The following is a 12,676-nucleotide window of genomic DNA, read 5'->3' as shown; positions in this document are numbered from 1 at the left end:
TTGGTTGGTAATGAAACACTTTGTTTGTCAGCTACGGCCTTGAATGATAGGTTTGAATTAACAGTCGAGGTGAGAAAAATGCAGTCAACATTATGGCGAATGCTTAAATTTTTTGGGCGCCAATTGGCGGTCGCAAAAGGCAAATTATTACTTGTCGTTATCACACTGGTCGGGGTTTCAGGGATTCAATATGTTTTGCCCCGGATCACGCAGTTCATCATTGACCACGCCATTCCACAAAAAAACGTGGGTCAATTATTACAGCTCATCGTGGCAGCTTTAGTCCTGACAATTGTCATGGGGCTGTTCAATACCATTTCGACCTATTTCATTGGTCAAGTGAGTCAACAAGCGATTTCACATCTGCGCGATGAGTTGTTCGCACACACCCTAGATCAGGACATGGCTTATTTTGAAACCAGTAAGACGGGAGATTTAATGGTTGTTCTTACCAGTGATATCAATATGCTCCAGAACTTGATTTCTACGAGTTCACTTGGGTTACTGGGCAGCATGCTGACGTTTGTAGTTGTCTTAGTCATCATGCTAGCGAACGATTGGGTGCTCACGGTCTTGATTCTGATCACCTTCCCATTGCTTTTCTGGGCCAATTACTTGTACACCACTCGGATTCGTGCGGCTTATCGGCGAGTGCGGACCAGTGCCGGGAAAATGAATAACCAAATTCAAGAATCATTAACCAGTATTGATCTCATCAAAAGTTTCGCCACAGAGACCCTGACAGGCGATCGTTTTCAACAGATGAATGCAGATAATCGTGACAATCAAATTCAAGCGACCAAACTCAGCGCGATTTTCTCGCCTGTCATTGATGATATTAACTATCTAGGTACCGTCATTATTCTGGGAGTCGGGGCTTATCAAGTTATTCAAGGCACATTCACAGTCGGGATGATTGTCGCATACCTCTCGTATTTGGCAATACTGCAAGCGCCAATTCGGCAATTAACCGGGTTAATTCAGCGCCTGCAACAAGCTTCGGTTTCGTATGAACGAATTGAGAATCTGATGGCGTCAAAGCCACAGATTGTTGACCCTGAAAACCCGGTTCCACTGGCACCGTTTCATGATCGGGTACAATTTGATCAGGTTAGCTTTGCTTACGGGGAGGAAGCGCCAGTCCTCAAGGATATTAATTTCGACATCCCACACGGCAAGGTGACAGCTTTAGTCGGCTCGTCAGGGGCAGGTAAAACAACCATTACCAAGTTACTTGATCGTTTCTATGATGTGACTGCTGGGGCGATTACGTTTGATGGCACTGATATTAGGGATGTACGCTTGCACGACTTGCGCAGCCAAATTGGGGTTGTCTCTCAAGATGTGGTCTTATTGGATGGCACGATTCGGGACAATATCAGCTACGGGATGACAGCATCAGAAGCCGAAATTTGGCAAGCTGCCGAAGGTGCTAGCATTGCTGACTTCATCCGCGGATTGCCTGACGGCCTAGAAACCCAAATTGGTGAGCGCGGAATTCGTTTGTCAGGCGGCCAGAAGCAGCGGATTGCTATCGCCCGAGTTTTCCTCAAGGATGCACCACTGCTGATTCTCGATGAAGCTACCGCCGCGCTGGATAATGAATCTGAGCGTCACATTCAACGCTCATTTGATGATCTCATGCAATCACGGACCAGTCTTGTGATTGCACACCGGCTGTCTACGATTCAAAATGCGGATGAGATTCTCGTGGTGGAACATGGCGAAATTGTGGAACGGGGTACACATGCGGAATTATTGGCTAAGAATGGTCGGTACGCAGAACTCTATAATCTTCAGTTTGAGAGCTAGTTCTTTTTCTGCACAGAAAAAACGCGGGGCAACCAATTGTAGGTTGCCTCGCGTTTTTGTGTGGATTCGCGTTCATGTCAGAAACGCGGTCAGTTGTTAACCGTGAGCGTTTCGCACTCTAAACGCGTTCGATCTCACAATCATCTCCGTCCAACTTGCTTCGCCACCAGCACAGACCACTGGTTTGGTCGAAGCTGTGTTGGTACTCGATGATTCCCGTGAGACCTCACGCTCTAAACGCGCTCGCAATGCCAAACGCCTCAGTCTAAGCACCTACGCCACTGGGCAAAAAGCACCCACCGTCGTAGGTTTACTTAGCCGTCCGGCGTTTATTCGGCATTGCTCACGCTCTAAACGCGTTCAAACTCACAACAACTTCCGCCTAGCGTGCTTTCTCAATGGGGATGACGCTCCCATTATCGAAAGCCTGCTAGTGCTCAGTTGTTACCTGTGAGTTTTCACGCTCTACATTTTCATGCCCATTTTTTCGTAGGAGTCCATGCCGGCCATCCACATTTCGGAGATAGGGATACCGCGTTCGGCAGCAAAGGCCTTCGTTAGGGTCTCCATATCCATGAGTTTATACTTTGGCCGTGGCTTGCCTGCTTCATAACTTTCAATCTGGGCCATCATGCCACCATCTTCGTGCTCGATGATGTGGCAGTGATACATGTAAACGCCCGGTAAATCGAAACGAACGAGGATCCGGACGGTCTCACCAGGGTTAACCCCAACGGTGTCTTTATAACCATGTTCATTTGGATAAGACGCGTGCCCATTGCGACTGATAATCAGGAATTGCGTGCCATGAATATGGAATGGGTGGACCATGCCACCTGTCATATCGTTGGTGTTGGTGACGTCCCAGTATTGCGCTTGGCCAACCGGTTGCTCAGCATCAATGCGTTGCATGTTGAACTTTTTACCGTCGAGCATGACACTTTCATCCATCCCAGACATGACGACTTTACGAATTGGAGTGGCTGGATCGACGACAGGTGGCTTGATATCGAGCAGATGGGTTGGCAGTGGTTCAGGGTCGGCATTGAAATCGTGGATTCGGAAATGCACGATTGGGGTGTCGTCGCTGTACAAAACTACTTCGTCTCCGGCATGATAGCCACTGAAATCAACCACGACTTCAGCTCGTTCGGCACAGGTAAGCATCAGATGGGTAAGATCAACGGCATCTGGCAGCAAGCCGCCATCCCCGGCAATTTGGGTGAACTTCAAGTCATCTGAGAAATGCAGGCGCCACTCACGACGATTTGCGCCATCCAGCAGCCGCAAGCGTAGCCGTTGAGAAGTTACATCAAAGTAGGGGTTAACGGTGCCGTTAATCAAAGCCGTTGGGCCTTGAACACCGTCGGGATCATAGTCTGCGCGGTAATCAAATTGATTATGGTCATGGAACCGCCGATCTTGAAGCACCACCGGGATATCATCAACACCATAGTTACGAGGTAAGTGTAAAGAGGCTTCGTGTTTATCCTTCACGATCACAGCTGCGGCAAGACCGTGCCACACTTGTTCAGCTGTTGATGGACATGGATGCGGGTGCAGCCATGTGGTTGCGGCTTCTTGATGCAGAGTAAAGTCGATTTTATTGGCTTTGCCAGGATAGACGGGGGCGTGACAACCACCATCAATGATGGGGCCACTCACATTGAGCCCGTGCCAGTGAAAAGTTGTCAGTTCTGGTAGGTTGTTCTTCAGAGTGATATGTACGTCTTGACCATCATTTAAAATAATCGTTCGGCCTAGAATGTCAGCGTTATATCCCCAGGTCTTGGTCTTCTCACCTGGTAACAGCTGTGCTTCACCTTCTTGTGCGGTAATGGTATACGAGACTTCGTGTGAGGTCTCAGTATCTGGCACAGCTAATGGCGGAATCGCCAGCGGCTGTTGTGGCGTTGTCGGTGTTTCCAACGCAACATAACCACCGTCATGTGTGTTGAAAGCAGGTTCGTCGAAGAAATAGTCAGTGTACACGTTCTTATTCATATAACTCCCCCTTTTTCGATCTAAACTCAGTATACCACTGCCTTATATGTTATTATTGACATTTGTTTATGAATTCGGCAGTATGAATGCAGAGGAAGAGGTGGTTTTTGTGGAAAAAATTCAACCGAATCAAGCATTCAAATGGGGCATTTGTCTTAATATCGTCTATATCATCGCAGAAGTCGGCTTCGGGCTGTTGATTGGGTCAATGGCGCTGGTCGCTGACGCCTTACATAATTTAAGTGATGTCCTCGGTCTGGGGATTGCTTGGGGCGCCGATTGGTTGGGCAAATTACGGCCAACTCTGAAGCGGACATACGGATTTAAAAGTAGTTCCATCCTTGCGGCATTGATTAATGCCGTCTTTCTACTGATTGCCATGGGCGCTATCATCGTTGAGGCGATTACCAGGTTTGGTAACGAACAGCCAGTCCAAGGCGTAACGGTCATGATTGTGGCGGGCGTTGGGATTGTCGTCAATGGCGTCACGGCGTGGTTGTTCCATCGTGGCCAGCAAAAAGACCTCAACATTCGTGGGGCTTTCCTCCACATGGCTGCCGATGCCGGCGTTTCACTGGGTGTGGTCATTGCTGGTGGGCTGATTACGTTAACCCACTGGGAATGGCTCGATCCACTGGTGTCAATTCTCGTGGCGTTAATTGTGGTGATTTCGACTTGGAGCTTGTTGCGGGATGCGTTGAACCTCGCAATGGCTGCCGTTCCAAATGGTATTAGTACATCGGCGGTCGAAGAAGTGATCGAACATTATCCGACGGTTGAGAAGTGCCATGACTTACATATTTGGGCATTGAGTACGACGGACGTTGCCTTGACCGTACATTTAACCCGAGCCACCTCAGCCAACAACGACCGATTCTTAGAAGAATTAAGTCAGAAATTGCGCCAAGAGTTTGGCGTCACGCACGTCACGATTCAAGTTGAATATGGTGATTATCAGGCCCTGCAGGCGACTGACAATACTTACTAAAACCAAAAAGGGATTGTTCCTCACATCAAGTGAGCAACAATCCCTTTTTGTTGGGCGCTGAACTTTAAATCAGTTGGTCGTCAGCATTATAGAAATTAGGGTAAGCCAGGTAGCAGGCAATGACTGAAGCGATACTAGTTGCTGCCATCAGCATGAAGGTGACCATAATCTGATACATGATTGCCTTGGTCGGATCAACGCCAGCAAAAATCAAGCCAGACATCATCCCCGGCAGACTGACTAAACCGACAGTTTTAGCGGAATCAATGGTTGGTGCCATCCCGGTTTTAATCGCATCACGAACAATGCCACTTGAGGCTTGCTTCAAGTTAGCGCCTAGAGCCAACCGTTCGAGAATGGGTTGCCGTAAATCATGGAAACTGGTGTTCATATTTCGATAGCACAGGCCAATGGCCACCATGGCATTGCTGGCAATCATCCCGGAGACAGGCACGACTTGCGACGGGGTGAACTTAATCGCACGGGCCAGCACTAATAAGACAAGCGTCGTCCCAGTGCTAACAGTCACGGCCAGTAGACTAATCCAGAAAGCGTTATTCATTCCCGCAGCGCGCTTCTTAGCGTTCCAGGCGGCATTGAAAATAATAATCAGGACCATCAATAAGGTCAGGAAGATGGAATTAACTTTAATGATATAGGTGAGCACGTAGCCGACCACGGTTAGCTGAATCACGGCGCGAACGACCCCAACAATCATGTCCTTTTCAAGGCCGATTTTTTCTTTGAAATTCAGCAGCAAGGCGATAGCGACTAAGGCAACCGCAAAAAACAATGCAGACGGAGTGACAATTAAATTCTGAGTCATGCTGTTACCTCCAATTGGCCATCGGCTAATGTGATGAGATGGTTAGCCGTATTGATTTCTGTTTCATCGTGAGTCACTGCAATCAGTGTCACATCATGATGCTGATTCAAGTGGTCGATAAAATGATGGACAATGGTCTTGGTGTCAGCGTCCAACCCCGTGGTCACTTCATCGAGTAGCAAAACTTTCGGGGTGAAGAGGACATTGCGGACTAAGGCGACCCGTTGCTTCTCGCCACCGGATAACTCAGTAATCGGTTTATGTAAGTTGTCAGGACCGAGCTCGACTTGGCTTAGTGCCTCGAGCGCATGAGTTTCGTCAAAGGCTTGGTTGCGAATCACATATGGGAAACTTAAATTGTCATACACTGTGTCTCCAAAAAGGCTTGCTTGTTGAAAACAGTATGAAACCTCCTTGCGGTAGGCGAATGGATCATACTCGCTGAGTGGCCGTCCGTTGTACGCAATTTGACCATTGGTGGCAGTCAGCAGCGTCGCCATAATGCGCAGCAAAGTGCTTTTCCCGCTTCCGGACGGGCCGGTGATGGTTAGTGAGTCGCCAGCGTCGACGGTCAGGTTAATGTGATGAAGTATTTGACGTTCGGTGGTAGCGAAGTCAATGTCAGTTAATGTGAACAAAGCAGTCATGGTGACCCTCCTTTTTTGTTTAGAACTATTCTAAACTAACACCGCTGGGAATGCGACTTTTTTAATTATTTTTATCGAATATTGAGAGAATGCGAACGTTTGCCATGCAGAAGAAACTTTTCCTATGTTTTTGCGGGTCTTTCTTCTATAATTGTGAAGATTGAAGCTCAAAGATGATGACAATCCAAATATTCGGAGATAGGAGTTTTTTTAATGACAAAAGTTCGACGCAGTGATCGTCTGATTGACATGACGCGCTATTTATTGGAACGCCCGCACACTTTGGTGCCGCTGACCTATTTCTCTAAACGCTATGAATCTGCTAAATCGTCTATTAGTGAGGATTTGGGGATTATTCGCCGGACATTCATGCAGCGCCAAACGGGGATTCTTGAAACAGTCCCTGGGGCTGCTGGCGGGGTCCGGTACATTCCAACCATTGGTCGAAACGAAGCGAGCGATTTTATTGCAGACATGGCCCATCGGCTCTCAGAAACGGATCGTTTACTACCGGGCGGATATGTTTATCTTTCTGATTTACTGGGGACACCAGAAGTCCTGCGCCAAATTGGCCGGCTAATCGCGACTCAGTTTGCCAACCAACAAGTGGATGCAGTGATGACAGTGGCGACCAAAGGCATTCCGATTGCTCAAAGCGTGAGCCAATACTTGAATGCGCCATTTGTCATTGTGCGTCGGGATTCAAAAATTACTGAAGGTTCAACTGTTTCGGTGAATTATGTCTCCGGTAGTTCTGCTCGGATTGAGAAGATGGAACTCAGTAAACGCAGTCTCCAGGCTGGGAGTGGGGTCTTAATTGTCGACGACTTCATGAAGGCTGGTGGGACTGTTAATGGGATGCGTAGTTTGATTGAAGAATTCGATGCTAATCTGGTCGGCATCTCTGTTTTTGCCGAGGGTAAGTTTGCCGGTGACCGGATGGTGAACGATTATACCTCACTCATCCGTGTTGACGATGTGGATACCAAAACCAATACGCTTCACGCGGTGCCAGGTAACTACCTGGATTACAACCAAGCGATGTTTAAGGGTATGGATGCATGAATGCCTATTTAGGACCGATTAGAACGGCTATTTTCGCTTTTCCGGTCTTGGCGTTAGTGCTGACAATTCCCGCTCTAATCATTCAATATCGCCGGTATGGCAGTTTCATTTTCTGGCGTGCGTTTGTGCTCTACTCGTTTATCTTCTACCTCTTAACGGCATACTTCCTGATTATCCTGCCGCTACCGGATGTGGCGACTGTGGCCAAGTTCACCGGGCCTAAATATAATTTGGTCCCATTCATGGCCTTGCGCCAGTTTATCGCCACCACGCCGTTCAACTTGTTTCAACCAGGGACATGGCTAAAAACGGTTGAAGCGCCAGCCTTTATTCAGCCGCTCTTTAATTTACTACTGACTGTCCCTTTTGGGGTTTATTTACGCTATTACTTTAAGCGTTCGTTGCCTCAGGTGATCATGCTGACTTTCGGGTTAAGTTTATTCTTTGAACTGACACAATTGTCGGGATTATACGGCATTTATCCACGACCGTATCGGCTCTTTGATGTAGATGACTTAATTGTTAACACGGCTGGTGGCTTCTTAGGTGGTCTGATTGCGCCGGGTTTAATGCGCGCCTTTCCCACGCGAGAAGCGATGGACGCTGAAAGCCGCCAGCGGGGCAGTCAAGTCACCTGGACGCGGCGGTTTGTGGCTTTCGTGATTGATTACGTGCTGGTCGCGGGCGTTATTGCAGTTGTGGTCACGTTCGTGATGCAGCTTTTGGGCTTGGCGGCTGTAATGCGGCAATGGCGGTTGGATTACATCATTTCTACGTTTATCACTTTTGTCTGGGTGCCCTATTTCAGCCACGGGCAAACCGTTGGCAAGCGCTTGGTCAAAATCCGGTTAGTGACGGTGGATAATCACCCAGTTGGCTTTTGGCGGTTGGTTGCGCGTGAGACCATGATCTATGGTGTGGCCTTTCCACTCAGTTGGGTCTTTAGTCAACAAGCAACCGTGTTGGCCAGCGGGACTCAAACCGACATCACCTGGGCGCTCTTCTTGGTTTCTTTAGTGGGGATGATTTTCCTTTTTGGAAATTTCGTCTGGGAAGTAGTCACTCGGCATGGTGTGTTTTTCTATGATGAGTGGCTCAGAACCAAACAGATTAGTGTTGTGAATACTGTTCAGAAACCTGTCTAGTCCAGTTATCTCGCGTGTTTTCACACTTGTCAGGTTTAATGGTCTAGTCTATGATTAGGATATTAATCAATGAAACGGAGTCCAGATAATGGCCGGAAAATATACAATCATCTTAGCTGCGGGTAAAGGTACTCGCATGAAATCTAAGCTTTACAAAGTCCTACATAAAATCGCGGGTAAGGCGATGGTTGACCATGTGTTAACGCAAGTTGAACTGACCTCGCCAGACGAGATTGTAACTGTTGTTGGCCACGGTGCCGAGGCCGTCGAAGAGACACTTGGCAATCGGAGTCAATTTGTGATCCAAGAAGAACAGCTTGGCACCGGTCACGCGGTCTTGCAGGCTGAAGCATTGTTGGGTGATAAAGAAGGCATGACCTTAATAGCTAGCGGCGATACACCACTGCTCACCGCAGGAACTTTTGAGAAGCTCTTTGCTTATCATAAGGACAAAGGGGCAAAGGCGACCATCTTGACGGCTTCAGCGCCAGACCCAACTGGTTATGGCCGGATTATTCGCAATGATTTGGGCACGGTCCAAAAGATTGTCGAACAAAAAGACGCTAACCATGAAGAAGCCCTGGTCAACGAAATTAATACCGGCGTGTATTGCTTCGACAACCAATCGCTGTTTAAGGCTTTGCATGAAGTCAATAACAACAACGCTCAAGGAGAATATTATTTGACGGACGTCATTGAAATTCTGAAGAACAAGGGCGAAGTTGTGGCAGCGTATCGGATGAAGAACTTTGAAGAATCGATGGGGGTTAACGACCGCGTGGCACTTGCCGCTGCAACCAAAGTGATGCAACATCGGATCAACACCAATCACATGCGTGATGGGGTGACGTTAACTGACCCAGACAACACCTACATCGATGTGGACGTGCAAATCGGCGCCGACACTTTGATTGAACCTGGCGTATACCTCAAGGGCAATACGGTGATTGGCGAGGACTGTGTCATCGGGGCGCATTCCGTATTGTCCAACGCGACTATTGAAGACCAAGTGACGATCACGAGTTCAACGATTGAAGATTCAATTATGCACACTGGCTCTAATGCCGGTCCTAATGCCCATTTGCGGCCTGATTCAGAAATCGGCGAAGGTGCTCATATTGGGAACTTCGTTGAAATCAAGAACGCCCAAATCGGTAAGAACACGAAGGTTGGCCATCTGACTTATGTCGGGGATGCGACCTTGGGCGCTGAAATTAACGTCGGTTGCGGCGTTGTCTTCGTCAATTACGACGGTGTGCAGAAGTGGCACAGTGAAGTGGGCGACCACAGTTTCATTGGGAGTAACTCAAACATTGTTGCACCAGTGAAGGTGAGCGATCACAGCTTCATTGCTGCGGGGTCGACGATTACTTCGGATGTGCCGTTCCACGCCATGGCGATTGCCCGTGAACGTCAAACAAATAAGTTGGATTTCTGGAAACGTCTGCCACTGGGTGACAGTGACGAATGGAATGCCTAGTCCAATCTGTACGCGTTTACAGTGAGATAACCGTTAATATTGACATAGAACAATGTCAAAAAGGTGAGCAAGTTGGAAATCCAGCTTGCTTTTTTTTGTATTTCGGCTAGACTTTTTTTAGAGAGAAAAAAAGATTACGGAGGGTAACATGCCAGACCAATACGCTGATCCAAAGTTGAAGATTTTTGCATTAAACTCCAACAAGCCGCTTGCGGAAAAAATCGCCGCAGAAATTGGAGTCGAGTTAGGGAAGTCATCGGTCAAGCGCTTTAGCGATGGTGAAATTCAAATCAACATTGAAGAAAGCATTCGGGGCGATGATATTTACTTAGTTCAATCAACCTCTAATCCGGTCAATGATAATTTGATGGAACTGCTGATTATGATTGATGCCCTACGCCGGGCTTCAGCTCATACGATCAGCGTGGTCATTCCATATTACGGCTATGCCCGCCAGGACCGCAAAGCCCGTTCTCGCGAACCGATTACGGCTAAGTTGGTGGCGAACATGCTTGAGCGCTCCGGTGCCACCCGCGTGTTAGCTCTGGACTTGCATGCCGCCCAAATTCAAGGATTCTTCGATATTCCAGTGGATCACTTGATGGGTGCGCCATTGCTTGCTGATTACTTTATTCGCAATAACTATGTGGGAGAAGATACCGTTGTTGTCTCCCCTGATCATGGTGGCGTGACTCGGGCTCGCAAATTAGCTGAATTCTTAAAGGCGCCAATTGCGATTATTGATAAGCGCCGGCCACGGCCGAACGTTTCAGAAGTGATGAATATTGTCGGGAACGTCAAAGGCAAGCGGGCCATCATTATTGATGACATGATCGATACTGCGGGGACGATCACATTAGCCGCTGCCGCTTTGAAGCAAGAAGGCGCGACTGAAGTTGTCGTTGCCGCAACGCATGCTATTTTCTCTGGCCCCGCTGTTGAACGGTTAACGAATTCTGTCATTGAGAAGGTTGTGGTGACCGATTCCATTCAACTGCCACCCGATAAGCAAATGGATAAATTAGAAATTGTTTCCGTTGGACCATTGTTGGGCCAAGCGATTACACGGATTCAAGAGAACCAACCGGTTTCACCACTATTTGAGAATCGCTTCAAAGGCTAAAGTGTACATACAAAAAGAGGCTGTGACCAACCCGTTTGGGTTTGGACACAGCCTTTTTTTGCGCGCCATTACGACTGGCGTTGTTGCTCCAGTAAGTCGCGAATTTGCGTGAGTAGCTCCTCTTGGCTAGGCCCAGCAGCAGGTGCTGGCTTCTTAGGGAGCAAGCGATTGATGGCTTTAACCAGCAAGAAGACGACGAAGGCCGTAATCAAGAAATTAATGACATCATTCAAGAAAGTCCCAAAGGTGAATCGTGCACTGAGGATTTTGAAGGTCCAACTGGACAAATCTGTCTGACCAATAAAAATAGAAATCAGCGGATTAATCAGGTTTTTAGTCAGCGAGGTGACTAGACCGGTGAACGCGCCCCCGATAATAACCCCGACGGCTAAGTCAACGACATTGCCGCGCATAATGAAATCGCGAAATTCTTTAAGCACACACATCTTCCTTTCTACACTGATGTTTTTAGTATAAGGGATTCCCCTAGTGATTTGCACCTTTACCAGCCGGCAAGTAGGAATAATAGGCTGATGAGCGTGATACCAATCAACACAACCGCGTGCCGCCGCTTGTACATTAAGACCAACGCGAGATATTCGCGAATGACGGCATTGGGTAAGAAGTAAAACGAGGTCGCTGCCCCTATCCCGTTGGCGGGTGTGTGGGCTAACCGCGCATAAATGCCGGCGCGAAATAGGTGATAATTATTGGTGAAGAAAGTGGCTTTATAGGGTCCAGAATGGTGTTGCTGCATGAGCGCAGCAGAGAATTTCATATTCTCAAAAGTGGTTTTGGACTGATCCTCAACCAAGGTGTGATCCACGGGCACCCCATGAGCAATAGCGTAGCGCTGCATGGCCAGGCCTTCGGGGATCGCTTCATCGCCACCCTGTCCGCCTGAGAAAATCATCACTGGCGCGGGCCGGCCTTTGCTGACTTGCTTGAAAAAGAATTTAATGCCTGCATTAATTCGTGCAGCTAGTAACGGCGACACTTGATCGCCGTGCAGTAACCCTGCGCCTAAGACAATCAGGAAGTCTTGATGATAATTCGGCCAACGCAGATTGTAGATGATGAGAATGGTCAAGAAATTATACAGGGTCACCAAAATATAAAAGCCACTCAGAAAGATAAACACGCCCAATGCATTGTAGATGGGGCCGGGCAGGAATCGGGGCACAACGGAACTGAGGATTTCCAAGGCCAGTAAGGCCAGGGCAATTAATAATGTTAGCATGTTCCCCAACGAATGTGATTCTTTGCGCCACACGACAATAGCATTCCAAATCAGCCATAGTAAGTGGAGCGCGAAGAAGACGACAATCAGTAAAACGAAAATTATGAAGAGTGTCCCAGTGACGGCAATGAGGAGCATATTCTGAGACCGGAGAATAAAGAAGGCGAGGGCGGCGAGGAAAGTTACTAAGAAGAAGTTGAACAGCCACCCGTTAATGAGCCTTCGTGGCTCTAAACGATAGCTGGTTAGGAATAAGACCAAAAAGAATGTGGGCACCGTAGCGATGCCCCAATTAATTGCGTCCATACGCATCCCTCCTTGCGAAATCATATTGTACCAGTTGATG

The 12,676-nt window shown here is 48.0% G+C and carries 11 protein-coding genes; 6 read left to right on the top strand and 5 right to left on the bottom strand.

All coding sequences use genetic code 11. From position 1 onward, the window contains the following. Positions 1–78: 78 nt before the first annotated feature. Positions 79–1,812 carry an ABC transporter ATP-binding protein gene (locus FC34_RS08705; RefSeq protein WP_057895044.1) on the top strand — a complete coding sequence of 578 codons (1,734 nt, stop codon included), beginning with the start codon at positions 79–81 and terminating at the stop codon, positions 1,810–1,812. Positions 1,813–2,277: 465 nt separating this feature from the next. Here the strand turns inward: FC34_RS08705 and FC34_RS08700 are convergent, their stop codons facing one another. After that, positions 2,278–3,816 (bottom strand): multicopper oxidase family protein, encoded by a 1,539-nt coding sequence (locus FC34_RS08700; RefSeq protein WP_057895043.1) that lies wholly within the window; start codon positions 3,814–3,816, stop codon positions 2,278–2,280. A 109-nt stretch (positions 3,817–3,925) separates the two neighbouring features. Between FC34_RS08700 and FC34_RS08695 the strand changes: the two genes are divergently transcribed. Then, positions 3,926–4,804 (top strand): cation diffusion facilitator family transporter, encoded by an 879-nt coding sequence (locus FC34_RS08695; protein ID WP_057895042.1) that lies wholly within the window; start codon positions 3,926–3,928, stop codon positions 4,802–4,804. 64 nt (positions 4,805–4,868) lie between these two features. On the opposite strand, the gene FC34_RS08690 is transcribed toward FC34_RS08695, so the two are convergent. Further along, positions 4,869–5,630, bottom strand: a complete 762-nt coding sequence (locus FC34_RS08690) for an ABC transporter permease (RefSeq protein WP_057895041.1) — start codon at positions 5,628–5,630, stop codon at positions 4,869–4,871. Continuing rightward, entirely contained in the window at positions 5,627–6,277 is a 651-nt protein-coding gene (locus FC34_RS08685) for an ABC transporter ATP-binding protein (RefSeq protein WP_057895040.1), read from the bottom strand. The genes FC34_RS08690 and FC34_RS08685 overlap by 4 nt, the downstream gene beginning before the upstream one ends. A gap of 213 nt (positions 6,278–6,490) precedes the next feature. On the opposite strand from FC34_RS08685, the gene purR reads away from it, so the two are divergent. The 4 genes from purR (at position 6,491) to FC34_RS08665 (ending at position 11,090) form a co-directional block, all read left to right on the top strand. Further along, positions 6,491–7,342 carry a pur operon repressor gene (purR, locus tag FC34_RS08680; protein ID WP_057895039.1) on the top strand — a complete coding sequence of 284 codons (852 nt, stop codon included), beginning with the start codon at positions 6,491–6,493 and terminating at the stop codon, positions 7,340–7,342. Further along, positions 7,339–8,487, top strand: a complete 1,149-nt coding sequence (locus FC34_RS08675) for a VanZ family protein (protein WP_057895038.1) — start codon at positions 7,339–7,341, stop codon at positions 8,485–8,487. Before purR ends, FC34_RS08675 begins: the two co-directional genes overlap by 4 nt. Before the next feature lie 88 nt (positions 8,488–8,575). Beyond that, the gene (gene glmU, locus FC34_RS08670; protein ID WP_057895037.1) at positions 8,576–9,967 is read left to right on the top strand and encodes a bifunctional UDP-N-acetylglucosamine diphosphorylase/glucosamine-1-phosphate N-acetyltransferase GlmU; all 1,392 of its coding nucleotides are present in this window, start codon (positions 8,576–8,578) and stop codon (positions 9,965–9,967) included. Positions 9,968–10,115: 148 nt separating this feature from the next. Next, positions 10,116–11,090 carry a ribose-phosphate diphosphokinase gene (locus tag FC34_RS08665; protein WP_057895036.1) on the top strand — a complete coding sequence of 325 codons (975 nt, stop codon included), beginning with the start codon at positions 10,116–10,118 and terminating at the stop codon, positions 11,088–11,090. A gap of 68 nt (positions 11,091–11,158) precedes the next feature. On the opposite strand, the gene mscL is transcribed toward FC34_RS08665, so the two are convergent. Beyond that, entirely contained in the window at positions 11,159–11,530 is a 372-nt protein-coding gene (mscL, locus tag FC34_RS08660; RefSeq protein WP_057895035.1) for a large-conductance mechanosensitive channel protein MscL, read from the bottom strand. 62 nt (positions 11,531–11,592) lie between these two features. Further along, positions 11,593–12,636, bottom strand: coding sequence for a YdcF family protein (locus tag FC34_RS08655; RefSeq protein ID WP_057895034.1), 1,044 nt, complete (start codon positions 12,634–12,636; stop codon positions 11,593–11,595). Between the last annotated feature and the right edge of the window lie 40 nt (positions 12,637–12,676).

This window comes from Lacticaseibacillus brantae DSM 23927, assembly GCF_001436115.1.
GTDB lineage: Bacteria > Bacillota > Bacilli > Lactobacillales > Lactobacillaceae > Lacticaseibacillus > Lacticaseibacillus brantae.
This window is presented reverse-complemented; position numbering and strand designations above follow the sequence as displayed.

What these genes read in the sequence shown, in the direction of transcription:
- FC34_RS08705 (WP_057895044.1), top strand. Translation starts at nt 79, where the DNA reads ATGCAGTCAACATTATGGCGAATGCTTAAATTTTTTGGGCGCCAATTG.
- FC34_RS08700 (WP_057895043.1), bottom strand. Translation starts at nt 3,816, where the DNA reads ATGAATAAGAACGTGTACACTGACTATTTCTTCGACGAACCTGCTTTC.
- FC34_RS08690 (WP_057895041.1), bottom strand. Translation starts at nt 5,630, where the DNA reads ATGACTCAGAATTTAATTGTCACTCCGTCTGCATTGTTTTTTGCGGTT.
- FC34_RS08685 (WP_057895040.1), bottom strand. Translation starts at nt 6,277, where the DNA reads ATGACTGCTTTGTTCACATTAACTGACATTGACTTCGCTACCACCGAA.
- purR (WP_057895039.1), top strand. Translation starts at nt 6,491, where the DNA reads ATGACAAAAGTTCGACGCAGTGATCGTCTGATTGACATGACGCGCTAT.
- FC34_RS08675 (WP_057895038.1), top strand. Translation starts at nt 7,339, where the DNA reads ATGAATGCCTATTTAGGACCGATTAGAACGGCTATTTTCGCTTTTCCG.
- glmU (WP_057895037.1), top strand. Translation starts at nt 8,576, where the DNA reads ATGGCCGGAAAATATACAATCATCTTAGCTGCGGGTAAAGGTACTCGC.
- FC34_RS08665 (WP_057895036.1), top strand. Translation starts at nt 10,116, where the DNA reads ATGCCAGACCAATACGCTGATCCAAAGTTGAAGATTTTTGCATTAAAC.
- FC34_RS08655 (WP_057895034.1), bottom strand. Translation starts at nt 12,636, where the DNA reads ATGGACGCAATTAATTGGGGCATCGCTACGGTGCCCACATTCTTTTTG.